The organism is Okeania sp. SIO2C2 (assembly GCF_010692625.1).
In the GTDB taxonomy this organism is placed as follows: domain Bacteria; phylum Cyanobacteriota; class Cyanobacteriia; order Cyanobacteriales; family Microcoleaceae; genus Okeania; species Okeania hirsuta.
In genome coordinates, this window is sequence record NZ_JAAHGM010000087.1 from 1 (window position 1) to 24,293 (window position 24,293).

Consider the following 24,293-nt stretch of genomic DNA (forward strand, 5'->3'; position numbering starts at 1 on the left):
CCGGGGACGGAGGCAACTCCGTCTAGGTCAGAGGCGAAACCTCGTAGGGAGAAAAACTAGGAATGCCAAACTGTGAGGTTTGGAAGCCCGCGCCGTACCGTCAGGTCGGCGTCGGGAGGATGTCACTATTTATAAGCAGGGAGTAGGCGGTAGTCAGTAGAGCACAAAACAGATACTTCTGTGCTTGAGCAATATACTCCTATTTCTGAAATTGTATCTGAACTGATAACTAAGGTTGGGCCAGTCAAAGAAGTATCAGATAATCCTGTTCAGTTCTCATTATTTGAAAGAGCAGCTCCTCCGCAGGAGGCAGTGGCAGGGGGATAATCGGACACAGTTAATCAACGAGTGCAGAGGAAACTTAAGTCTACTCGTAAAAAAGTAGCTGATTCCAGTGAAGCGTCAACCTGCCTTGAGTCTTTTGAGCAGCTTAGGTTGTTTAATTCATAGATAGTAATCCTCTATGGTTGAGCAATAGCGAGGATATCAATCAGCAAAAACGAGGATGAATTCTAGGATTAAGCATATCATCTACAGGTTTATTCCCCTGAAAATGTTGTGTAACTATTGTTGGGACATTATCAGGTTTGACTCGGTAATACCAAATTTCATCAGGGGTAACTCTTACTGTAGGGCCAGTGCTACATTGACCAAGACAACCGCTGGCCTGAATATTAACACCCACTATATTTTCTGTCTCAGCTATGAAGGTTTTGAGGACTTCTTGAGAATTGTGGCGCAGACAAGACGTATTTTGGCAGACAAATACACAGCGATCGCGAGCAGAAACTTCTAATTTTTGGCCTTCAGATGTTGACATTAGTCAAAAATTCTTAATATAGCTTCATGCTACATTGTAAGATTTGATTTGAGAAAAGTGCAATTATGGTATGTTGTATATTCTTTTATGATTACTATTGAAGCCAAAACTAAAAAGGAAAATTTTTACTTTTTGACGCTCTCATAGTTATTCCAACTAGAACAAAATCTGAGGTAAACATGACTAAAACTGTAGCAGATGTGATGAGTAATAATCCAATTTCTGTTAAGCCAGAAATGCCTTTAAAAGAGGCAATTAAAATCTTGGCAGAACAACGCATTAGTGGTCTTCCTGTAGTCAATGAACAGGAAAAATTAGTCGGGATCGTATCAGAAACAGATTTGATGTGGCAAGAAAGCGGAGTCACTCCTCCACCCTACATTATGTTGCTAGATAGTGTGATTTTTCTAGAAAATCCAGCTCGTTATGAAAAACAAATTCATAAAGCTTTAGGAGAAACTGTGGGAGAAGTAATGACTAAAGACCCTCTAACTACTACACCAGAAAAATCACTCTCAGCAGCAGCGAGACTCATGCACGAACAGAATATTCATCGGTTACCAGTATTAGATGAAAATGATAAAGTGATTGGTATACTAACTCGTGGGGATATTATTAGAGCTATGGCAAGCGAGTAAGTTTGATTCTAGAAAAAATCAATTATGGCAGGGGATCAAAAATCTACTCTAGTTTATAGCTCAGATCATCCAGGAAAATAAAAAAATCAAATTTATGGCAATGAGTGTTACCCCAGATTCAATTAAACAACTACTAATATCAGAGGATCTAGGCGATCGCTTACGTGGAGTTAATCAATTACGTCAAATAGATTTAGCTACCGCTTTTGAATTAATTCAAACTTCAATCAAAGACCAAGATACTCGTGTTAGATATGCTGCAGTGAGCCAAATGTCAAGCTTAGGTACACAAAATTTAACAATATCTCAAGAAATATTGCGAGACTGTCTGCTCAACGATCCCGAACCAGATGTCCAAGCAGCAGCAGCAGATGCTTTAGGAGCATTAAAACTTACTGAAACTTTTGACGACCTAGAACAGGTCTACCAGAATACTCCAGAATGGCTAGTTAAAATGAGCATAGTTGCAGTAGTAGGAGGAATGGGGGAACCAAGAGCATTATCTTTACTAGAAGATGCTCTCCAGTCAGATAATGAACTGATACAGACTATAGCTATTAGTGCTTTAGGGGAACTAGGAAACCCAGAAGCTGTCCCTTTCTTAACACCTTTTGCCACCAATAGTGATTGGCAAATGCGTTATAGACTTGTACAAGCTTTGCATAAATTAGGAGGGCCACAAGCGGAGCAAGTTATCGCAGAGTTAGCCAACGATCCGGTTGAGCAGGTTGCTCAGGAGGCCAAGGTAGCCCAAAATAGTTAATCACAGCAGAAGGTAGAAGGTTGATTACTTCCTGATCTCAGTTACTCCATCAGTTTACAACCTTTGTAGATACTGCTATTAAAAGCTAATTAAGTTAATTGAGGTGATCGCTACGATAGTTGCATATTAAGTACGTTAGAATACCAGTGAATAATTTAGTTTGATTAAATAAATATTCTTTAGCGAGAGGAAAGACTGTATGTTTTTAGATGAACTAACTCCAGTTGTCAAAGAATTAATTGAACAACCAGTTGCCTTTTTTGGAGGTTTTTTCTCTGGTATGTTCCGACTAAATCTTAATGATGATCCAGTCAAAAGTTGGCTTGAGAAGCAGAATGGTTATACTGCCACTACTAACTCTAATACAGAAGTAAATAGTGACAACAGTGAAGGTCCTCAATCAATAACTATAGAATAGTATTAATATCGACTGTACTGAATAAGTTTGAGCCAATTTTTATCTTTTCTGTTCCGGGTTTAATATCCCACCGTACTTACATGGAATAGGCTGTATGATGTTAAAACTTGATAATTAAAAACTATATTCTTTGGTGAGTCAGTTATTTTGAGGCAAAAAAAGTAGCTTTCTAGGAAAACTTCATGGGGGTAATTTCCCCCAAACTGTTATTTTTAAGGCAGCAAGATTACTATTCTAAAAATTTAGCAATTAAATTTTGCTTAATTTCTAACTTCTTGCTGTTAACTTCTTCTAATTCCTTTTCAATATCTGATTTCAAACTATTTTTGATTTCTAGCAATATACTTGTATCAGTCTCACCTTCTGTTGCCGTACCAGCTTGTGCTAGTCTAATCACAGCTTGGCAAGTTTTCTATCTGGTTCGAGAATTGTTAAAATAGCTAACAATTCACCAAAACTTTTTAATTCCATTCAAAACCTCTTGTTTTTGTCTACATTGTCAATTTTACAATAACAACGCATTACCAATACAATAAGATTTTATTTTGATAGTTATTTGACAGAATTCTTGATTGTGGTATCTATTTTTGACTTCTCCCCACTTCACCTATTCCCCTACTCTTTAGCTCTACTTTAGTTCAAGAAAATTTAGAAAAGTTTTTGATAATTGGCATAATTATGGCTACTAGATTGATAAGTTTATTCTGATGAAATAGACTGATAAATTTCTTTTGCTAAAGATAAAATATCAGATGGAATCATCAAAATAGTAGTAGTATTCTGTTCAGTTCCAATCTCAGCAATCATCTGAATTCGACGTAATTCTAACGCTACTGGAGACTTAGCAATTTCTCGTGCAGTTTGTGTTATCATAAGAGTATAAGGACTTGCTTGCCTATTCGCTTGATTTTTTTTTCAACCAAGGAATTATGGTTTCAAGGGCGATAGGACTCCGCTCCCCTTTACGACGCACATGAAATGCGATCGCTCCGGTTGTAGAAAGGAAAATCAATGTCAAAGATACGGTGAGGATTTCTATATAGTGTCTTTGCGTAAGTCCTAAATATACTTGATTGACTCTACATGATAATCTTAAAACGAGTTTCGATTATCAAAAATATTTTTTATTTACTGAACACCAAAATGGTGTAAAAAAAACACCAAAAAAACAAAAATTTAGTGTATATTGTATTTATAGCAATGAGCGCTGGTATATTTACAAATTGTAGTAGGGGCAAAAGAGCTAGAAGTCTTATATGATTCCTACGGAATGCTTGCGCAAACGGCAATTTATTCCCCCTGTTCCCAGTTAAGTGTTGCCTGTTCCCTGCGCACAGCGCTATAAGTTCCTTAGTAATACTTAAACAAAGTGGCTAAACATTGCCTTCTTAAAATAAAACACACACTATTTTCAATACCAAAATGAACAATACAGCTCAAGCATCCCGTCCCCCTACAAAGCGTATGTCTGTAACTTTACCGACAGACGTAGCTGAAATGTTAGAATTTCTTGCTACTAATCAAGGCATTACTCAAAATGAAGCAATTCGGAAAGCTATTGCGACTGAAGCCTATTTTCAGAAGGAAATAAAGCAAGGTTCTACCGTGCTAATTATGAATTCTGATAAATCAGTAAAAGAAGTAGTTTTCAGATAGCAGCTTAGTAGTTGCTTGATAGTTATATTGGGGACGGGTAAAAATTGTCAATTTTAGCAATTACCAACCTCATTTATCTATGACAACTAATCCAGAATTCAATCCAGAAGACAATGAAACTCAAGACAACGTTTTTTATCTAGGAAGACCAGAGAACCCAGAAACAAAAAATCTAGATATATCAGATTTTGACAGCTACATTCAGAATTATATCTCTGATAAAAACTTAAGCCCTGAAAATCAAAAACACATATATAAATGGGTAAAAATTGAACAGGAGAAGACTAGAAAAAATATTGCTGAAAAACTTTTAGTATTTTTTGGTGCATCCTTAGGGATTACTTATCTTCTGATTGGTTTGGCATCTATTTCTCCACAATCAGATAAGCAGTTTATTAGGGAAATGATTCCCATTATTATCACCCCACAAGTAACATTATTGGGTGTTGCATTGGGCTTTTATTTTAAAGACCAGGGTTAAGATATCTTGAAGGGATAAGATTTTACATTACTATTTAATTCTTATTCCTAAATAAGACAAAGTTTGTGTTACTACTATATTTTTTTTAGTAGATAATACAAACTTTTTTTTGACATTAGGTGTCAAAATAGAAGTGTTTAGAACTTTTTAACTTTTGACTTTTAAAATTTGCTTTTTACTCTTCACAAAGCAACTAACTATCTAAAGTTCATATAAAGTTTAGCCTCCTATTGCTCAAGCCTAAATAAAATAAGCATTAGCGATATTCCAGAATAGAAGTCAAGTTGCCTTTGTAACTAGCCTATTGACTGGAGCTAATTAATATGGAGGAACTAAATACTTATGGTCAATACCCAGGAAAACCTCCACATTCGTCTGGAGGAAACACAGGCATTAGATCGTGATTGTACAACCTTATCACGTCATGTACTACAGCAACTCAATAGCTTCTCACCAGATGCTCAAGATATCAGCGCTCTGATGAATCGAATTGCTTTAGCAGGAAAGTTAATCGCTCGTCGTTTGACCCGCGCTGGATTAGTAGAAGACGCTTTAGGGTTTACTGGCACAGTTAATGTCCAGGGAGAATCCGTCAAAAAGATGGATATCTATGCCAATGACGTATTTATTTCGGTATTTAAGCAAAGTGGTCTTGTCTGTCGCTTGGCATCCGAAGAGATGGAAAAACCCTATTACATTCCAGAAAACTGTCCAGTAGGTCGCTATACATTGCTTTACGACCCTCTAGATGGTTCCTCTAATTTAGACATAAATCTAAATGTGGGATCTATCTTCTCTATTCGCCAACAAGAAGGCAACGATGAAGATGGTTCCGCTCAAGATTTACTCCAAAGTGGACGTAAACAAATTGCCGCTGGTTATATCTTGTATGGCCCTAGCACAATGCTAGTATATTCAATTGGTACTGGAGTTCATGCATTTACTCTTGACCCTAGTTTGGGTGAGTTTATTCTGGCCAATGAGAATATCAAAACTCCAGACCACGGCCCAATATATAGTGTCAACGAAGGTAACTTTTGGCAGTGGGATGATTCTATGCGGGATTATATCCGCTATGTTCATCGCCATGAAGGTTATACTGCCCGTTATGGTGGTGCATTAGTTGGAGACTTTCATCGAATTTTATACCAAGGTGGCGTATTTTTATACCCAGGTACAGTGAAAAAGCCAGAAGGAAAATTACGCCTATTATATGAATCAGCACCTATGGCTTATTTAATTGAACAAGCTGGTGGTAGAGCTAGTACGGGTACTGAAGAAATATTGGATGTTGTAGCAAATGAACTACATCAACGTACACCATTGGTGATTGGTAGTAAAGAAGATGTGGCACTTGTAGAGTCTTTTATTAAGGAACAAGCACGCATTTCTCATCAAAGTTAAAAAAGCGGTCAGCACCTCAGCAGTCAGCAGTCAGCAGTAAACGTTTAGAAGGGGACTGATACCCCTCCGCGCACCTTCCGGTTTATAGAAACCGGGGATGTTTTACCCAGAGCTATAAAAGCTGATAGCTAGTTAATAGAACTTAACATCGGTTTTTAAGAATTTGTAATCAGAACGCAGATTTAATTTCAACTTTCTGACCAAAAAATAAGGTCAATAGCCTCCCCTTTCAAGGGGATGAAAAAAAATCAAGTTCAATATTTCAATGCACTTTACTTTAGGCAGAGAGAGGTACTGATAACTGATAACTGATAACTGAAATGACTACCGATCGCAATAGTAAAGAAATTTTGAATACTGCCTTTGAGAAATTAACAACTTAGTTATTTTTTTGCAGTATATAAGAACACAAAAAACTCCAAGGAAAATAGTAACAATTAAGGTAAGACAGCTATGACAACTAATCATTTGCTCGAAATCAAAGACTTTGGTCAAAGTATCTGGATGGATAATCTCAGTCGCAATATCATTGAGTCTGGGGAACTCAAAAATATGATTGCCCAGAAAGGGATACGTGGTATAACTTCTAATCCTGCTATCTTTGAGAAAGCGATCGCTGGTAATGCTATCTATGATGCAGATATTGAAGCAGGTATTAGCGCTGGTAAGTCAGTGATGGAAATCTACGAATCTCTTGTTTTTAAAGATATTCGTGATGCTTGCGATATATTTATGCCAGTCTACGAACAAACCAATGGATTAGATGGTTACATTAGTATAGAGGTTCCACCTACTATAGCTAAAGATACAGAAAGTACGATCGCCGAAGCAATTCGTTATTACACTGCTATCGGCCGCGAAAACCTAATGATTAAAATTCCAGGTACACCGGAAGGTTTACCAGCAGTAACAAAAGTTATTAGTGAAGGGATTAATGTCAATGTCACTTTGCTATTTTCTGTAGAAAGCTATGTAAACACTGCTTGGGCCTATATTGAAGGTCTAGAAGCAAGAGCAGCTAAAGGAGAAGATGTCAGTAAGATAGCTTCTGTGGCAAGTTTCTTTTTGAGTCGGATTGATAGTAACATTGATGCTACCATTGATAGCAAAATCAAGAATGTAACTGATGAAACTGTCAAGGCCAAACTAGAAACCGTCAAAGGAAAAGTAGCGATCGCTAATGCCAAAATAGCCTATCAAGAATACAAAAAAATTATTCAGAGCGACCGCTGGAAAGCTCTATCTGCAAAAGGTGCAACAATGCAAAGGCTATTATGGGCAAGTACTAGCACCAAAAATCCCACTTACAGTGATGTGATGTATGTTGATGAATTAATTGGGCCTGACACAGTAAATACTTTGCCTCCCCAAACCATAGATGCTTGTGCTGATCACTGTCATGTTGATAACAGAGTAGAGACCAATATAGAAGAAGCTATCCAGCTCATAGAAAGTCTCAAAGACCCCGATATTGACATTAATATTAACCAGGTAATGGACGAACTGCTAGCAGAAGGGATCGACAAATTTATCAAACCCTTTACTTCCCTAATTAACTCCCTAGAAGAAAAAGTCAAAAAATTAGCACCTGTTTAAGGCTAGAAAATCCCATGTCATCAGTCATTAACGTGAAAAAAACGGTTTGACTGATGACCTGCCTGTGGTGAAAATATAAGGAACGGGCAAGATGCCCATTCCACAAAACTATTAAAATCATCCCGCATTTATGCAACGCCCAAATTAAAATTAATGTAGCTAAAGACGCTGAATTATTTAATTATTTAGTATAAAATAGTCATAGCTAATTGTGATTTTATCTTAAAAATAGCACACCTCAACAAACACAAACAAGCTTCTATAAGTAACTAAATTAGAAGGAGTCAACAATAGATGGTAGCATTATTAGAAAATCCCTTGCGGGTTGGGTTACAACAAGACCGAATCCCAGAACCCCAGATTTTAATTATCTTCGGTGCTTCAGGGGACTTAACTCAAAGGAAACTCGTTCCAGCACTCTATCAAATGAAGCTAGAGCGGAGACTCCCCCCTGAACTAACAATAGTCGGAGTAGCACGCAGAGAATGGAGCCATGATTACTTCCGCGAACAAATGCGGACTGGCGTAGAAGAATTTGGTGGTGGATTACAATCTGAAGACCTCTGGAATGACTTTGCCAAAGGGATTTTTTACTCTCCCGGTAATATCGACAAACCAGAAGATTACCAAAAACTCAAAGAATTTTTGAGCCAACTTGACGAAGAGAGAGGTACGCGAGGTAATCGCGTATTTTACTTATCTGTAGCACCACGCTTTTTTGGAGAAGCTGCTCAACAATTAGGCGCTGCAGGAATGTTGGAAGACCCCAAAAAACACAGATTAGTAATTGAAAAACCCTTTGGTAGAGACCTCAGTTCAGCTCAGGTACTCAATAAAATCGTTCGCCAAGTTTGCCCAGAAGAGCAAATATATCGCATCGACCACTATCTAGGAAAAGAAACAGTTCAAAACTTAATGGTATTTCGATTTGCTAATGCCATTTTTGAACCCCTATGGAATCGTCAATTTGTCGATAACGTTCAAATTACTGTTGCAGAAACAGTAGGACTAGAAGGACGTGCGGGATATTATGAAACATCAGGTGCTTTGCGAGACATGGTACAAAACCATCTGATGCAACTATTCTCCCTCACAGCAATGGAACCTCCTAATTCCCTCGATGCTGACAGCATTCGTAACGAAAAAGTAAAAGTAGTTCAAGCAACCCATCTAGCAGACTTAGAGCGCCTAGAGCTTTCTGCAATTCGCGGCCAGTATACAAACGGTTGGATGAAAGGCAAAGATGTACCAGCTTATCGTGAAGAAGGAGGAGCAGACCCCAACTCCACCACACCTACTTATGCAGCACTGAAACTCTACATTGATAACTGGCGTTGGAAAGGAGTTCCATTTTATCTACGGACTGGAAAGCGAATGCCGAAAAAAGTCTCAGAAATCGCGATTCAGTTCAAAGAAGTACCATATTTAATGTTCCAGTCAGCAGCTAAACAAGCAAATCCTAACGTATTGGCTTTGCGAATTCAGCCAAATGAAGGAATTTCTATGCGTTTCGAGGTAAAAACTCCAGGCAGTTCCCTGCGGACTCGTTCAGTAGATATGGATTTCCGTTACGATACTGCTTTTGGTAAACCCAGTACAGATGCTTACAGTCGATTGTTGATTGATTGTATGTTAGGAGACCAAACACTATTTACTCATGGTGATGAAGTAGAAGCATCTTGGCGAGCATTAACACCAATACTAGGTATCTGGGATGCTCCAGCACCACCAGAGGCAATACCTTTGTATGAAGCAGGTACATGGGGACCAGTTGAATCTGAATTGTTACTCAATCGCGATGGCCGTCGTTGGCGCCGACTGTAGCAGAAGGCAGGAGGTAGAAGGCAGAAGGCAGAAGGCAGAAGGCAGAAGGATTTCTTCCAATTGTGACTTATATCAAGTCTCATTAATTAGCCATCATAAATTAGCTATCTTTAGTCATCTAAAGATGACTTCTGCTATAGAGCCAAGAAATTTATTTCTTGGCGGATGACATGGCTCGCTACTTTTACCCAATGGATAATGGATAATTGATCAATTTGGTTTAAAGCCTCTAATTACCAATGAATAATTGATAATTAGAGATACTTTTCATTATTCATTATCCATTATCAATTAATGAAAGTTCCCCAGCGCTACGCGCTACAAATAACCATCAGTAAAGCATTTACAAACAAGAAAAATGAGTACAACACTTGTTGCCTTACAACAACCAAAAGATATTTCTCTCGGAGAAATTGAAGCAGAACTTAGTAAAATCTGGCTCGGTCAAAATGGAGGAAAAGCAACTGCGATCGCCACCAGAGCAGCTACTTTCAGTATGGTAATATATGAACCCGAAGAATTTCAACAACTTTTGGCTGGTTTGGGATTCTACAAAGGTGAAATAGATGGTATTAACGGCAATGAAGCCCGTGATGCGATCAAAGAGGCTCAAAAAGCTTATCAGTTACCAATAACAGGTAGGATAGACTCCGAGACTCTCGCTAAGTTACGTTCAGAGTGGGCTGCAAAATCTCCAGAAACTCGGCAGTTCCCCAACATGGATGCTAGAGGATTTAGCATTAGTGAAGTAATTGCAGATCAAAACCCCTGTCGAGTCATCACACTATGTCCTACTTTTGGGGAAGATACAGGGGTAACAGCACAAGTTTCTGCTTATTGCCCAGTAAAGAAAAAGCAGTCTTCATTAACTTGCTGTGAATATATTACCCTACGCGGAACTAAAGAAGCACTGGAAAGGGTGAGTGATGTCGTGACATCATTGATGATTCCTGACTTGCCTAAATTTGTTTGGTGGAAAGCTACCCCCAATCAAGAACAAGAATTATTCCGAAACCTATGTGAAAATAGCAATTGCATTATTCTGGATTCATCTTATTTTAGCGATCCAGATTCAGAATTTCTCAAAATGCAAGAACTGATCGAAAATCAAACATACATTGCTGACTTAAATTGGCATCGTCTGTCTGCATGGCAAGAATTAGCTGCTGCAACTTTCGACCCACCACAACGTCGTGCTGCTTTGGGTGAAATCGATAAAATTACTCTTGACTATGAAAAAGGGAATGCTGCTCAAGCACTAATGTTTTTGGGTTGGTTTGCTAGTCGTCTTGATTGGCAACCTACAGCTTATACTGAGACTGGTGGTGATTATGACATCGTTCATGTCAAGTTTACCAGTCCTACAGATAAAGAGATTTTAGCTGAGTTAGCAGCAATTCCTACCGCTGACTATGGTGAAATTCCTGGAGATTTAGTAGGCGTGCGTTTGGGGTCTAGTAATCCCAATGCTGACTGTTGCACGATTTTGTGTTCTGAAGATACTGGTTGTATGCGATTAGAAGCAGGTGGTAGTGCTCAGTCTTGTCGTACAGAGCAAGTCAGTGCTTTGAGCGACCAGAAAGCAGAATATTTGATGGCTCAACAGTTACAACGTTGGGGTCGGGAAGTTTTATATGAAGAGAGTTTGGCTATAACTGCTGACATTCTCAAGTTACGTTAAAGAAGCATCTCAGCGGTCAACTTTCAGTGATCGGCAGATTCTTTAACTTGAAGAAACCGTAGGGGCGTTACGAAGTATGCGCAAGCAAACAGCCGTTTGCCCCTACAAACTGTTTTAAATCAACAATCTGAGCGCCATTGCCAACTCTTTCTCCATCTCTCCACACTCCCCACGCTCCTCACGCTCCTCACACTTTCTAGTGCAGGATGGCAGAAATAACTAACCAGTCGCAAAATCCTAAAAGCCTTACCAATCAATACTTTTGAGGGCGAATGCCATTCGCCCCTACGACTTTTGACTTTTGACTTCCGCGTAGCGGCACTAACGAAATAACTCCACACCATCTCTCCCATCAATATCTTGCACATAAACTTTCACCTTCTCTTCTCTAGAAGTGGGTAGCTTCTTACCTGTGAAATCTGGATGAATTGGTAGTTCCCGATGACCTCTATCAACCAACACAACTAATTTAATTGCTTCTGGGCGACCATATTCAAGAACTGCGTTCAAAGCAGCTCTCACTGTTCGACCTTTATAGATCACATCGTCAACTAAAACCACAATCTTACCAGTAATATCACCAGGAATTTCAGTTTTAGCTGGAGTTCGCATTCCCGTTATATTCAAGTCATCCCGATAAAAAGTAATATCCAATGCTCCCACAGGTATCTTGACTTGCTCTAGCAATTCAATTTGATTTGCTAATATTTTTGCTAGGGGTACTCCTCTAGTATAAATGCCTAACAACACCAGTTGAGACAAATCTCCCGCATTTTCAATTACTTGGGATGCAAGACGAGTAACAGTACGCCGTAACTCCTGTGCTGATAAAATTTCTACAGTATTGTTCATGTATTCCACCACATTAACGAAGTCAGAAGTCAGAAGTCAAACGAAGTCAGAAGTCAGAAGTCAGAAGTCAGAAGTTGTTTTTGTAATGGTGATTTACAGCAGTTTTCATTATTAAGTAGACTAAAAAAGAATTTTTTAGGACTTACGCAGATACGCTATATATAGTACTCATAACTATTGTCCAATAGTTACTGGACTCTATACACAGTGTCTTTGCGTAAGTCCTGTTTTTGCTTAGGGAGTAGGGAGTAGGGAGTAGAAAAATGCTTTGAGCACTGTATTCTATCTATTTGAAAGCCTTGAAAAACGCTATAAGCTCCCCTCCAAAAACATTTCGCCAATCAAGGCGGGGTATTAGACCCAATTATTTTGATAAATAATATCATGTCCCTTGGGGCGCGTTTGTGTAAAACCAAGGGTGAATATCTACAGGAAATTTACGTTTTTTCATACTTTTAAGCCTTCTTCCCTCTTCCCTCTTCCCTCTTCCTTCTTCCTTACCTTCACTATACAATACCCATGCTACCGGACATGATATAACAGATAAAAAATAACCCTAACCAAATTAGAAAGCAATATCGAGTTAACTGCAATGCTTGATCGATAATTTCTGGTGTAATTGGATAAATTGGGTCTCCTAATAGTGGTTTATGTTTAACCACTCCCTGATAAAAGTTTGTACCACCTATCTGTACTCCCAAGCTTGCAGCATAGACACATTCACTCCAACCAGCATTAGGACTAGGGTCTTTCACCGCATCTCTTTGACATATTCTCCAAACATATAAAGGTTTGCCAGAGAGCAAAGCTACAGTTAGCACATTTAGACGACAAGGTAGCCAAGTTAAAACGTCCTCTAGTTTGGCACTAAACCATCCTATATCAGTATAGGGTGCTTCTTTGTACCCGACCATCGAATCTAATGTACTAGCAGCTTTGTAAGCAAATGCCAAAGGTACGCTACCTACACCTGGTATTATGGCTCCCACTAAAGCGTAAAATAAAGGTGCAATTACTCCATCTGTGGCATTTTCTGTTACTGTTTCAAAAATTGCTCGAAATATTTCCGATTTTGATAAATTTTCTGTATCTCTACCTACATACATACTTAATTTTTGACGTGCTTGAATTAAATTGTTACTTCTTACCAGTTGAAGTACCTCTTGAGCTGCCATACTTAAACTTTTTCCGGCAAAACAGCTAGCTAATAAAATACTCTCTGTTATTACTGTTAATAAAGGAAATTGGACAAAGTTTATTCGTAAAGCTTGAATAATTAACCAAGTAATAATTCCACTGCCAAAAACAAGAGCGATCGCTAGTAGTATACCTGCCAATCTAAGTATAAATACGCGAGAGTTATCTTGATGAGGTTTAGTGAGTTTAAATATTTGTTTAGTGTAATGAGTAATTATCCAACCTACAATTTTTACAGGATGTGGCCAACTCCAAGGATCGCCAATCAAATAATCTAGGCAAGCAGCTATGAAAAGAATAATTAAAGTATAGTTGGCACTCACAGGAATTCAATAGTTATAAATTTGTTTTAATAAGTAATCATGGTGAATCATATACTACTGATTAACTATTACAACTTGACAGTCAAGCTATCAAAAATTAAACAACAAAACTCGTTTCTTCTCCCACTACAGCTTGCCAACTACGGACATCATAGTATAAGTCTTCTAGAGAAATATTGTAAAGTGCTTCAGAAAGCTTTTTATCTAATCTATGCCAGATACAATAAGTAACCCAGTCTTCTGCTTGGTTATTATCAGGAACATATCTAGGTAAAGGTTTTATTGTTTCACCAACAGATTCTAGTATTTGTCCTAAAGATATTTGAGCAGGTAATTTAGCTAATTTATATCCTCCTTGGGCACCGCGAACTGATTTAACTAAACCAGCACGACGCATCTCTATTAATAACTTTTCAAGATAGGCTATAGGTATGTCTTGACGTAGTGCAATTTCTTTGACAGATATGGGAGTATTACTTTGTTGTAAACTCAAATCTAAAAGTGCCTTAACACTGTAATGTCCACGCGTAGTTAACTTCATTGCCTTATGTTTAATTTAAAGGGACTTCAGGAATTTATAGCTATAACTATATCAATAGGCCCTTCAACTAAATAGGTGAATAGTTGATAGTTGATAGCACAATGCTTAATATTACATACTATAGATATGATTGCTGACTATAATCAACACCTCTTGTCAGAATATTGTGTGAAAAATTCGATCAAATATGTGAAATATTTAGATAATTAGTGTAATATAGTTTTACGAGCAAATATTTGTTTATCATTTCTTGGAATTTAAACAAACCAAGATAAAAACTGATAACTGTAGCAAAATGTTAGGACTGAAAATATGGCTAAAAAGAAAAATATTGAACCCTTATCTGGGGAAGATTTACTTAAAAAAGTCAAAGACTTAGGTAATCAAAGTAAGGAAAAGAAGGCTAGAGAATGTGGCTACTACACTGTTACTAAAAATGGTGTTGAACGAGTTAACATGATGAAGTTTTTGAATGCTTTGATTGATGCTGAGGGTATTCAATTAGATAGTAAACAGAATGGTAATGGCCGTGGAGGACGCTCTGCTAGCTATAGAATTAGCGTACAATCTAACGGTAATTTACTAATTGGCGCAGCTTATACTAAAATAATGGAATTAGAGCCAGGAGATGAGTTTGAGATTTCTTTGGGACGTAAACACATTCACCTGCGTCAAGTAGAAGCAGGTAAAGTTGTGGAAGAAGAAGAAGAAGAAGAAGAAGTATCAGCAGCAGCATCTTAAGTTAAGACTACATACTTACTTAACATATTCTCTATTTCACTGATTATCTTCACTTCAAGCATCAAGAACTATAGCGATTGATGCTTGTTGCACCAATAGCTGTATCATCACTTTTTTGTAAATATTTCTTCTCGTCGTCAATATGTCAATACTAATTTAGTACCTTCGTAGTATTTCTCTACAGAATGTAAAGTGTCACAAAGATTACGGTATATATTGGTTTAATGGCGTTGCACAGTGACGAATGATTTGATATTTTTGATTGAATTGGATTGTGGATTAATCAATTGCTAGAATGATTAATTAATGGTTTTTTTTAGTCAAAATCTAAACCAATTTTTGGCAATGTCATTCCATAATGTGCAACCCCGGTTTAATAATGATTGCGTTCACTATAAAGTAATTGAGATGATTTGCATAGTATCAATACCTACCAAGCTACGGATTTATATACTATTTTATACTACAAATTGAAGCACGGAATGTGGGCTGTAAGTTTTGAGAACCCATTGTTTCTTGTTCCCTTATTCAGTAAGTAGGCACGAAAAAAAACAAAGTATGTCACAAAAAGTAAAGTAGCTCAGAAACCTCTTTTATTCTGCCTTCTGCCTTCTGCCTACTGCCTTTATCTAACAATAAATGTTAACGCCTACCTACTTATAACAAATCCGGTGATCAAAAATACTTTATAGGATAGACTAGTCGGTTTATAACTTAAAAAATCCCCAAAAACCTTGTTCTGTAAGCATTCTAGATATTAGGAATTAAAAATGCTTAGAATTATTGCTCTGTCTAGGTTGGAGCGATTTTTTCCCTCTATTTAGCGACAACTCTGATGTAAGATTAAATTCTCTCCCCATCTTCCCTACACCCTACCTCCCCATCTGCACAATCATCAGACTCTATAAACCGGATTTAGTATTACCTGTATTTCTCATTAATTTGAGCAAACCTAGTTAACTATCAAATAGCTAACCGCACTTCTAACAATCAAAAACTCAAACTTAGGAAACCATTACAGAAGTCAGTAATCTTTCCACAATTGTTTGAGCACGTCTTCCTCCTGCTGGTATCAAACGATGGGAAAGGACATAGGGAGAAAGAAATTTCACATCATCAGGAATAGCGTAATCTCTTCCAGCAAGAAACCCTAAAGCTTGAGCTGCTCGATGCAAAGCAACTGTTCCACGAGGACTAACACCCAGTGTAACTTCTTCATCTTCCCGCGTTGCTCTTACTAATCGGAGAATATATTTTTGTAAAGACTCATCTACTTTCACTAGACTACACAAACGACGCAACTCTTCGACTTCCTCTAAAGTAATACAAGCTTTTAGTTTACTTAATCCTACTCCCTCAGAAATTCTTTGTAGCATATGTAACTCTTCAGATTCTGTAGGATAGCCTAATGTCAGAGATAAACTAAAACGATCCATTTGTGCTTCCGGCAGTGGAAATGTCCCCTGATATTCAATAGGGTTCTGAGTTGCAATGACAAAAAATGGCTTAGGAACAGAACGCGAAACCCCATCTATAGTAACCTGTTTTTCCTCCATCACTTCTAATAGAGCAGACTGAGTACGGGGAGTAGCACGATTAATTTCATCTGTCAATAGTACATTAGCAAACACCGGACCTGGTAGAAATTCAAATTTTCCACTGCTAGGGTTCCAAATATTAGTACCAGTAATATCGGTAGGTAGTAAATCAGGAGTACATTGAATTCGCTGAAATTTTCCAGCGATCGAATAAGCTAGAGATTTAGCTAATAAGGTTTTACCCACACCGGGAACATCTTCTAAAAGAACATGACCTTCCGAAAGAAGTGCTACTAATACTAAGTTAATGGCATCTTCTTTACCAAGAATAGTCTGACTAAGATTTTGTTTCAGCTTTTCAATACTTTCTTTCATAAAATTATGATTTGCTATCTATAAATATTGGCTGAAAGTCCAAAATATCCTGGCTTCTAACTACTAAATTAAAACTCTTTCATCAATTGAAAAAATTAACAGACTTATGCAAAAAGTCTGGCACAATAAACTGCAAAGAGAAACATCATCAAAATTAAGGCCAAAAATTTTATTTTAACAATTTCTTGAAGTTTAATACTTAAAATATTAGCTTGATCGCGCTATTTACATCAGAAAAATTATCAATCAAATTGTGATTAATACTAGAAGATAAAAGGAACAGGATTAATTCCCATCCCTTGAATTGAATCTAATTTAACTATGAGAGTTTAGTATTCACTAGAGAATTTGTTTCCTCCCCCTCTTCTTCCGCCACCAGATGACCCTCGACCTTCTCGTGGCCTTGCTTTATTGACCTTGAGAGTACGTCCCATCCATTCAGCACCATCAAGTGCTTCAATGGCTGCTGTCTCTTCATCTTCTGTCTCCATTTCTACAAAAGCAAAGCCCCTGGGGCGACCAGTTTCACGGTCTGAAGGAACTTGAACTCGCTTAACGCTACCATAGTCCTTGAAGACATCTCTGATATCTTCATCTGTTGCATCGTACGAAAGGTTTCCAACGTAAACCGACATATTTGACCTCCAAAATTAAATGCCATCTAGAGAGATTTCGGAAGGCCAGTAATGCCAGATGAAACATCACAAAAAAGCTCACCACTGAAAGCAAAAACTGTAACCTATACCTATTCTCGAACTAGATTATATCATAGACAGTTTTGGCTAAAAATTATACAGATTACAACTTTAGTCCAACTTAAAACTACCAGTAAAACTTTTTAAATTTTAGCTAAATAGAAATTTTATAAAATGTCTAGGCTAAATTATTCATCAAATTTTACAAGTTAAACAGGAATGCTATATTTTTTTTAGCTTTGCATAATTTATTTTTGATACATTCGACCAATAATTAATTTAAAAGCAATGATCAATTAGAGTGATACAACATTTACCCATCACTAAACTATTTTCCATTGAAACAACAAGATTATGTTATATTAAATTTATTTAGTGTTACTTACGAGTATACTTCTAGCAATTGCACAGTCTTCTTGAATTTTTGCTTTTAGTAAATCTAAAGAAGCAAACTTTTGTTCAGGTCTTAAAAACTCAATCAAATTTACCATTATAGTCTGACCATATAAATCTCCAGACCAATTTAACAAGTGAATTTCTGTAGTCGGGTGTAGACCATTTAATGTGGGGCGACAGCCAATATTCATTACTCCTAAGTGTGGACGATCGCCAGAAGAATTTTCCTGAAGTTGCTTCTGTCCAAAGATATAGGCCTCCACAGCATAAACTCCAAAACGAGGCAAAAATTTTTGTGGCGGTAGCTGTAGATTAGCTGTAGGAAATCCTAAAGTTCTACCTAATTTTTGTCCTTCCACCACCTGACCTGCTAAACTGTAGGGACGACCTAATAAACGATTGGATTTTTTCAGGTCTCCTTGCTCAAGAGCTTGACGAATTATAGAACTGCTAATACGTTCTCCATTTTCACAAGTGTATAGAGGTACAATCGTAACTTCTATATTATAGTTAGCTGCAATAGTCTGTAAATCTGTTGCTTTTCCTGCCCTGTTTCTACCAAAGCGGAAGTCCCATCCGACACTTACTTGACTTGCTTTTAAGTGTTTTACCAAAATTTTTTCTACAAATTGAGTAGGAGTTAAATTTGCCAATTCTTGGTCAAATTGCAGTAATACCACTTGTTCTACTCCCATCTGTTGAAAAAGAGCTAATTTTTCATCTAGTGGAGCTAACAATTTTTTTGGTTTTCCACTAAAAAACTCTTGGGGATGAGGATTAAAAGTTACAACAGTTGAATAAATTTTTGGCTCTTGACAATCATCATTTTTGTCCAATTCACTTTGGCAATACCATGATGAATTTAATAATTGAAGTTTTGTGTTTTTGTCTACTTCTGTATCTGTTTGTGATGGATAAACATAGAGTGAATTTTTTCTAGTATCTAATTTTAAAGTTGGTTGAACTACTTGCCTATGTCCTCGATGTAAACCATCAAAGTTTCCCAAGGCAACGGTAGTTGGAGTTAATACTGTAGCTAAAGAAGAAGTTACCCACACACCTTATATTTTTGTTGATTGAATCATTTTCTACTACATTTAATCTTTGTTCATCTATATTTTTTGTCAGCTTACTAACAAAATTAATATTAAGCTGAAACTTTAGATTTTTTTGGAGTGTTTGACTGCTGAATTATTGTCTTCACTATTGCTTGGAGGAATTAATTGAATTGAAAGACCTTCTCTTGCCATCAAACTATTAGGAAATTTTTCTGCTACTCGCTCTCCTACTTTATCTAAGAAATCATCATTATGTATAGGGTCATGGTGAAAAATCACTAATTTTTTAACTTGAGCCACTGTAGCAATTTTTACAGCCTCCTGCCAAGTTGAATGTCCCCAACCTATTTTACTAGACTTGTCCGAATAATATTCTTCATCTGTATAAGTAGCGTCGTAGATTAATACATCTGCTTGACGAGCCAAAAATAAAACATTTTCATCAAAGCGATCGGGAAAATGTTCTGTGTCAGTAACATAAGCTGCAGTGTATCCTTGCCAGTTGACACGATATCCTACTGCTTCTCCAGGGTGGTTGAGTAAAGCATTTTCAATAACTATATCACCAATTTTAATTGGCTGACTTATTTCCAAATCGAAAAACTTAAGTTCAGCCCCCATAACTTGCAAAGGTACAGGAAAATTAGGGTTGAGCATCTGGTCATTCAGCCTCTGTTGAATAGTAGCTCCATTTGGAGCAACTGCTCCATATATATAGAAACAATTATTTTTAACAAAAGCAGGTACAAAAAAAGGAAAGCCTTGAATATGATCCCAGTGGGTATGGGTAAAGAACATATGGGCTTTTACGGGCATTTGAGACATCAGGGATTGACCCAAAACTCGTAGGCCAGTTCCACCGTCAAAAATCAGGCGATGTCCACCAACTCGCATTTCTACACAAGGAGTATTACCCCCATATCTTACTGTTTCTGCTCCGGGAGAAGCAATACTACCTCTTACGCCCCAAAATTGAACTGTGAATTGATTTTGTTTAACCGACATGAGTTTTATCGCAGAATTTCTTGAGTAAGTCCATCGAGGAGATTTTACTTATTAGTCAAATTTTTGCCATCATAAAATGGCTTAATCTTTAGTGTAATGATATACTTTCAATATGTTAACTCTTATGCTGAATGAATCTATCAAAATTTGGGTGGAAGATGAGAGCTAAGGTTTTTAGCTATGCTGATATTTAGATGACTCGGGGAATTTTTATCGACCATTTTCTACATTTAGAATAATACTATTTGAGACTCTTCGCTTTAAAAAGACAAGTATTCTAGAGCTTCTCTGAAAGGGGTGAAAATCGCGTTCAAGATTCTTTCTAGTTACTCTTGGCTAACATCTTTTTTGTGAAAACTGGTATGATCAATTACTATAATGTCTCCTCATTCTAACTGAGAAATCAAAGAATATTTCAGCCAAGCTTCAAGTAAATCTTGATGATATGACCCTTCACTCAATTTAGAGGGGAAAATAATTTTTTTGACCTTAAAGCAGTTTTCAAATGGATAAACTAGTCCGACTCCCATAGATCGCCAATCATAAGGTTTCTCCTACCCAAAATATTTTGTGGTTTACTCAAACGAAAAGCCCTGTAAAGCAATAATTACAATCACTCTTTACAGTATATTTTGCCAAATTTAAAATCGTAGGATCTTTACTCCTAATACCAAATTTAAAAAAGGTATTTACAGTATTAATCTCTAGATTTCTACCAACATAGCAAACTACTGTAGCAATTTTTTATAAAACTGGTATAATTCTATAACCATAAGGATAATTTTCTTGTTTGTAAAATCCAGCTTCGCCTACATAAATTAGATTTTTATTATCTATTTTTGTCAACTTTGTTCTGAATTATGTTCACTTTTTTTAATCTACTTCTTGCTGGCCATAAGTTTTTTTGCAGGTAATTTGATCGCTTTTAACAGGAATAGCTAAGATAAGGTGCAGAATTTTATATCCGGCAGGTTTGATTAATTCTTCTTAATTAAGCAGAAACTTTACTAGCAGAGTGCTTTGGAATGTATAGCAGTCGAAGGAAAAGGAGCGGACATATCAAAAGCTTAAAACTCACACAACGCCAGATTTTTCCTTCTCTGGTAGATAACTAATCGCCTAGATAACTAAAACATTCTTCCTTCTACCATAATACACCAAAGCTAGAATATAACAGATTCTTTGTACTGCTATAGTTATGAGGACTTTATTTAATGTCTCGCTCTAGAATTTTTACATGGCGATCGCTGTTGACTATTAGCATAGTTTTAGGCTTGGTTTTACTACTAACAATTACTACTATACTTGCTGTTATTCGTCCACCTCGAACTAACACTAATTTATTACTATTTCCAGGTATTATTTATCAAAGATTTGCCTTTTCTCAACCACGCCCGGTCATGATTCATGTTGTAACTATAGCTCTGAACACCCCTGGAGTAAAAGCATTAGTCACACCAATAATTTCTACTTCTCCAGATATGAAAATTCGTGCCCGCACCACTTCTGAATTTGTCAATGAATTTGATTTACAACTAGCAATAAATGCCAATTTTTTCTCCCCCTTTTATGAAAAGACGCCTTGGGATTTTTACCCTAAAAGTGGTGATTTAGTTAATGTAGTTGGTCGGGCAATATCTAATGGTGATGACTACTCTATAATTGATAGAAACTGGCCTACTTTATGTTTGAGTGTTAATAATTATGCTCAAATATCAGATAACTCTATTTGTTCAGCTCAAACTATTCAAGCTATCTCTGGTAATTTAATTTTAGTTGCTAATGGTCAAGCAGTTTCTCTGCCAAAAAATTCACCTTTGAATCAAAAACCCTATCCACGGACAGCAGTAGCAATTAATCAAACAGGAGATAAATTATGGTTAATTTTAGTTGATGGTAAACAGCCTTTTTATAGTGATGGTGTTACTTTGGCAGAATTAACTAAATTTATTATTAACTTAGGTGCTGATCAAGCATTAAATTTAGATGGTGGTGGTTCAACAACTTTAGTAGTAAATTCTAATTCCCAAGCTAAATTATTAAATTCACCAATTCATACTCTTGTACCTATGCGTGAACGTTCAATTGCTAACCATTTAGGATTTTATGCTCTACCTTAGACCAGTTTGATAAATATTTGCTACAAATAGATAGTCTATTTCTTAGGAGTAAATCCACCCCTCGCCCCTCCCCCTCCTAGGAGGGGAAGTCAGGAGTCGTATGGGAATGGCTTCGCTATCATTTTTTAGGTCGTAAATTATCTTTTTTGTCAAAGGGACATTCAATATAAAGCCTTTTAATCACCCACATGATTCATAACATTCTTTTTTTTAATTGGAATTAGACCGGAAATAGAGAAAAAAATTGAATATTTTTCCCTTAACTAAGTCCTGACTACTACTTGCTAAAAATTATTGTAGTAATATTTTTTGAAAGTGTTATGAACCAGATATGAAATGATTGAAGAAGAAAGAAGGAAGGACTGAAGTTGGAAAAAGAAAAAAGTGGATGGGGAATACTCAAATAAGCAGCTCTGCTCGACGGAACTCCAACAAACTTGTAGACACTGCAGGTGAGGTGTGGGGTATTAAATCTTTAAAAAAAAGATAATGTTATAGTAAGTTTAGAAAAAAAATCTCACAAAAACAAATAATAATCACCTATATTATGGGTTGGCAAATAGTCTTAATTCCATTGATTTTTCTAGGTACTCTAATTCTTGTATTTTGGCAGCCAAAAGGTTTAGATATAGGTTTCAGTGCAATGATAGGAGCCTGCCTAACACTCACAACTGGTCTAGTTTCTCTAGCAAATATGCCTACATTGATTTGGGCAATTTTAGTAAATACTACCTTGACTTTACTAGGGTTAATAACTATTAGTTGGATATTGCAGCAAAAGGGAGTTTTTCGTTGGTTCGGTTTTCATATTGCTAATTGGAATCTGGGTAGCGGTAAACTTTTATTTGTCACACTGCTAATATTAGTAGCTCTAGTTAGTGCTATTTTCCCTAACTATGGTAGTACCTTATTATTTCTACCAATAGTAATTGAAGCTCTAATTTTACTCAAGTTTACCCCTAAAGAAATTATCCCATTTCTGATCGCTTGTGGCTTAGTTGCTGACATCAGTAGTCTACCATTTTCTATCAGTAATTCAGTCAATTATATTGCTACTACTACATACAATATTTCTTTTGGTAGTTATATAATTATAATGCTACCTATTAGTTTCGTGACAATTGCTGCCAGTATTGTTGTTTTGTTGTTTTACTTTTGGCCTGATATTCCTAGGAAATATAAAAAATTTAGATTCAGAAAAAATTATCTAGAAAGAGCATTACCAGCAACCAGTATAGAACGAAAAATTAGCCTGAAACTTGCGGATAAAAGTCAAAATAAGCATAATTTATACCTACAATCAGAAGAATTACTTGAGAGTGAAGAAAGTCACAAAATTTCAGTTAATAGTTTGCAGAATAATTATCAATTCCAAGATTTTATTTCTCAAACTAAATTTTTAACAAATTACTGTTTTTCTCTCTTTAAATTGATATTTTATCCTTTCCTGCCAGTGATTTTATTTATCTGGGCAATGTACATAATAGTTTTTGGTCTGAGTAACTATGGTTTAACAGATGTAATTAAATATTTGTTAGTTCAAATCTCTGGATGGGGATTTTCTCTAGCTATTATTGCTACTGGTTTTTTATCTGCATTTATTAGCGCAGTCTGTAATAATTTACCATCTTCTTTGATTAACATATTGACAATTCAAACTGCACCAATAATAGATTCTAATATTTCAGAAGCAATGGTTTATGCTACTATTATTGGCTGTGTTGTTGGTGCTAAAATTACTCCGATTGGTAGTCTATCTACTCTATGTTGGTTTTATATGATCAAGCGACATGGTTTTCAAATTAGTTGGAAAAATTACTGTGGTATTAGTTTAACTATCATTTTACCTATTTTATTTATTAGTCTTTTGAGTTTAATTATTTGGCTGCCAGGAATGCAAATTAATTAAATGCGAATATACCAATCATATAGAACCAATTTGTAATCTATTTTTAAATAGATGGGGAGATGGGGAGATGGGGAGATGGGGAGATGGGGAGATGGGGAGATGGGGAGATGGGGAGATGGGGAGATGGGGAGATGGGGAGATGGGGAGATGGGGAGAGGGGGAGAGGGGGGAAGAGCACACGTCTGAACTCGCGTCAGGGTTTAAGGGCCAACTCGTATGCCGTGTTGTTCTTGAAAAAAAAAAAAAAGAGGCACATAAAATA

25 protein-coding genes and 1 pseudogene are annotated in these 24,293 nt (G+C 36.6%); 15 read left to right on the plus strand and 11 right to left on the minus strand.

Annotation, left to right across the window (positions count from 1 at the left end; translation table 11 throughout):
- The first annotated feature begins 180 nt into the window (after positions 1-180).
- Complete coding sequence (locus F6K18_RS32870) at positions 181-327, plus strand: hypothetical protein (RefSeq protein WP_287284578.1); 147 nt, start codon at positions 181-183, stop codon at positions 325-327.
- A gap of 163 nt (positions 328-490) precedes the next feature.
- Here the strand turns inward: F6K18_RS32870 and F6K18_RS32875 are convergent, their stop codons facing one another.
- Positions 491-820: a (2Fe-2S) ferredoxin domain-containing protein gene (locus F6K18_RS32875; RefSeq protein WP_287527176.1), complete on the minus strand. Its 330-nt coding sequence runs from the start codon at positions 818-820 to the stop codon at positions 491-493.
- A 179-nt stretch (positions 821-999) separates the two neighbouring features.
- Here F6K18_RS32875 and F6K18_RS32880 point away from each other — a divergent pair, with 179 nt between their 5' ends.
- The 3 genes from F6K18_RS32880 (at position 1,000) to F6K18_RS32890 (ending at position 2,639) form a co-directional block, all read left to right on the plus strand.
- Positions 1,000-1,458, plus strand: a complete 459-nt coding sequence (locus tag F6K18_RS32880; protein WP_124142781.1) for a CBS domain-containing protein — start codon at positions 1,000-1,002, stop codon at positions 1,456-1,458.
- A gap of 100 nt (positions 1,459-1,558) precedes the next feature.
- Positions 1,559-2,221, plus strand: coding sequence for a phycobilisome degradation protein NblB (nblB, locus tag F6K18_RS32885; RefSeq protein WP_287527209.1), 663 nt, complete (start codon positions 1,559-1,561; stop codon positions 2,219-2,221).
- Between the two features lie 199 nt (positions 2,222-2,420).
- The gene (locus tag F6K18_RS32890) at positions 2,421-2,639 is read left to right on the plus strand and encodes a hypothetical protein (RefSeq protein ID WP_287527177.1); all 219 of its coding nucleotides are present in this window, start codon (positions 2,421-2,423) and stop codon (positions 2,637-2,639) included.
- A gap of 229 nt (positions 2,640-2,868) precedes the next feature.
- On the opposite strand, the gene F6K18_RS32895 is transcribed toward F6K18_RS32890, so the two are convergent.
- The 3 genes from F6K18_RS32895 to F6K18_RS32905 form a co-directional block, all read right to left on the minus strand.
- Positions 2,869-3,036 (minus strand): hypothetical protein, encoded by a 168-nt coding sequence (locus F6K18_RS32895; protein WP_287527178.1) that lies wholly within the window; start codon positions 3,034-3,036, stop codon positions 2,869-2,871.
- Positions 3,037-3,338: 302 nt separating this feature from the next.
- Positions 3,339-3,512: a hypothetical protein gene (locus F6K18_RS32900; protein WP_287527179.1), complete on the minus strand. Its 174-nt coding sequence runs from the start codon at positions 3,510-3,512 to the stop codon at positions 3,339-3,341.
- Positions 3,513-3,534: 22 nt separating this feature from the next.
- Positions 3,535-3,657, minus strand: a complete 123-nt coding sequence (locus tag F6K18_RS32905) for a hypothetical protein (RefSeq protein WP_287527181.1) — start codon at positions 3,655-3,657, stop codon at positions 3,535-3,537.
- A 404-nt stretch (positions 3,658-4,061) separates the two neighbouring features.
- Between F6K18_RS32905 and F6K18_RS32910 the strand changes: the two genes are divergently transcribed.
- The 7 genes from F6K18_RS32910 to opcA all read left to right on the plus strand — a co-directional run bounded on the left by F6K18_RS32910 (position 4,062) and on the right by opcA (position 11,281).
- Positions 4,062-4,295, plus strand: a complete 234-nt coding sequence (locus tag F6K18_RS32910; protein ID WP_287527182.1) for a CopG family transcriptional regulator — start codon at positions 4,062-4,064, stop codon at positions 4,293-4,295.
- A 79-nt stretch (positions 4,296-4,374) separates the two neighbouring features.
- Positions 4,375-4,776, plus strand: coding sequence for a hypothetical protein (locus F6K18_RS32915; RefSeq protein WP_287527184.1), 402 nt, complete (start codon positions 4,375-4,377; stop codon positions 4,774-4,776).
- A 342-nt stretch (positions 4,777-5,118) separates the two neighbouring features.
- Complete coding sequence (gene fbp / locus F6K18_RS32920) at positions 5,119-6,180, plus strand: class 1 fructose-bisphosphatase (RefSeq protein ID WP_287527186.1); 1,062 nt, start codon at positions 5,119-5,121, stop codon at positions 6,178-6,180.
- A 453-nt stretch (positions 6,181-6,633) separates the two neighbouring features.
- A complete protein-coding gene (gene tal, locus F6K18_RS32925; RefSeq protein ID WP_287527188.1) occupies positions 6,634-7,776 on the plus strand; it encodes a transaldolase in 1,143 nt (380 codons plus the stop codon).
- A 294-nt stretch (positions 7,777-8,070) separates the two neighbouring features.
- Entirely contained in the window at positions 8,071-9,600 is a 1,530-nt protein-coding gene (gene zwf / locus F6K18_RS32930; RefSeq protein ID WP_287527190.1) for a glucose-6-phosphate dehydrogenase, read from the plus strand.
- Positions 9,575-9,769, plus strand: a complete 195-nt coding sequence (locus F6K18_RS32935; protein WP_287527192.1) for a hypothetical protein — start codon at positions 9,575-9,577, stop codon at positions 9,767-9,769. The genes zwf and F6K18_RS32935 overlap by 26 nt, the downstream gene beginning before the upstream one ends.
- A gap of 189 nt (positions 9,770-9,958) precedes the next feature.
- A complete protein-coding gene (gene opcA, locus F6K18_RS32940) occupies positions 9,959-11,281 on the plus strand; it encodes a glucose-6-phosphate dehydrogenase assembly protein OpcA (protein ID WP_287527193.1) in 1,323 nt (440 codons plus the stop codon).
- Positions 11,282-11,602: 321 nt separating this feature from the next.
- Here opcA and pyrR read toward each other — a convergent pair whose 3' ends face one another.
- From pyrR to F6K18_RS32955, 3 genes are all read right to left on the minus strand, one after another.
- Positions 11,603-12,133 carry a bifunctional pyr operon transcriptional regulator/uracil phosphoribosyltransferase PyrR gene (pyrR, locus tag F6K18_RS32945; protein ID WP_287527194.1) on the minus strand — a complete coding sequence of 177 codons (531 nt, stop codon included), beginning with the start codon at positions 12,131-12,133 and terminating at the stop codon, positions 11,603-11,605.
- A 506-nt stretch (positions 12,134-12,639) separates the two neighbouring features.
- On the minus strand, positions 12,640-13,653 hold the full coding sequence (gene cbiB / locus F6K18_RS32950) for an adenosylcobinamide-phosphate synthase CbiB (protein ID WP_287527196.1): 1,014 nt from the start codon (positions 13,651-13,653) through the stop codon (positions 12,640-12,642).
- A gap of 97 nt (positions 13,654-13,750) precedes the next feature.
- Positions 13,751-14,194 carry an RrF2 family transcriptional regulator gene (locus F6K18_RS32955; RefSeq protein ID WP_287527197.1) on the minus strand — a complete coding sequence of 148 codons (444 nt, stop codon included), beginning with the start codon at positions 14,192-14,194 and terminating at the stop codon, positions 13,751-13,753.
- A gap of 312 nt (positions 14,195-14,506) precedes the next feature.
- Here F6K18_RS32955 and F6K18_RS32960 point away from each other — a divergent pair, with 312 nt between their 5' ends.
- Positions 14,507-14,935, plus strand: a complete 429-nt coding sequence (locus tag F6K18_RS32960) for an AbrB family transcriptional regulator (RefSeq protein ID WP_287527198.1) — start codon at positions 14,507-14,509, stop codon at positions 14,933-14,935.
- 1,004 nt (positions 14,936-15,939) lie between these two features.
- Here F6K18_RS32960 and F6K18_RS32965 read toward each other — a convergent pair.
- The 4 genes from F6K18_RS32965 to F6K18_RS32980 form a co-directional block, all read right to left on the minus strand.
- Positions 15,940-16,848, minus strand: coding sequence for a MoxR family ATPase (locus tag F6K18_RS32965; protein ID WP_287527200.1), 909 nt, complete (start codon positions 16,846-16,848; stop codon positions 15,940-15,942).
- A gap of 329 nt (positions 16,849-17,177) precedes the next feature.
- Entirely contained in the window at positions 17,178-17,483 is a 306-nt protein-coding gene (locus F6K18_RS32970) for an RNA-binding protein (protein ID WP_287527201.1), read from the minus strand.
- Positions 17,484-17,911: 428 nt separating this feature from the next.
- Positions 17,912-18,997 carry a bifunctional riboflavin kinase/FAD synthetase gene (locus tag F6K18_RS32975; protein ID WP_287527202.1) on the minus strand — a complete coding sequence of 362 codons (1,086 nt, stop codon included), beginning with the start codon at positions 18,995-18,997 and terminating at the stop codon, positions 17,912-17,914.
- 102 nt (positions 18,998-19,099) lie between these two features.
- Positions 19,100-20,002: an MBL fold metallo-hydrolase gene (locus F6K18_RS32980; protein ID WP_287527204.1), complete on the minus strand. Its 903-nt coding sequence runs from the start codon at positions 20,000-20,002 to the stop codon at positions 19,100-19,102.
- A gap of 1,214 nt (positions 20,003-21,216) precedes the next feature.
- On the opposite strand from F6K18_RS32980, the gene F6K18_RS32985 reads away from it, so the two are divergent.
- The 3 genes and pseudogenes from F6K18_RS32985 to F6K18_RS32995 all read left to right on the plus strand — a co-directional run.
- Positions 21,217-22,122 (plus strand): phosphodiester glycosidase family protein, encoded by a 906-nt coding sequence (locus F6K18_RS32985; protein WP_287527206.1) that lies wholly within the window; start codon positions 21,217-21,219, stop codon positions 22,120-22,122.
- Positions 22,123-22,669: 547 nt separating this feature from the next.
- Complete coding sequence (locus tag F6K18_RS32990; RefSeq protein ID WP_287527207.1) at positions 22,670-24,031, plus strand: ArsB/NhaD family transporter; 1,362 nt, start codon at positions 22,670-22,672, stop codon at positions 24,029-24,031.
- 67 nt (positions 24,032-24,098) lie between these two features.
- A pseudogene (locus tag F6K18_RS32995) lies at positions 24,099-24,293 on the plus strand (hypothetical protein); the annotation flags it as partial.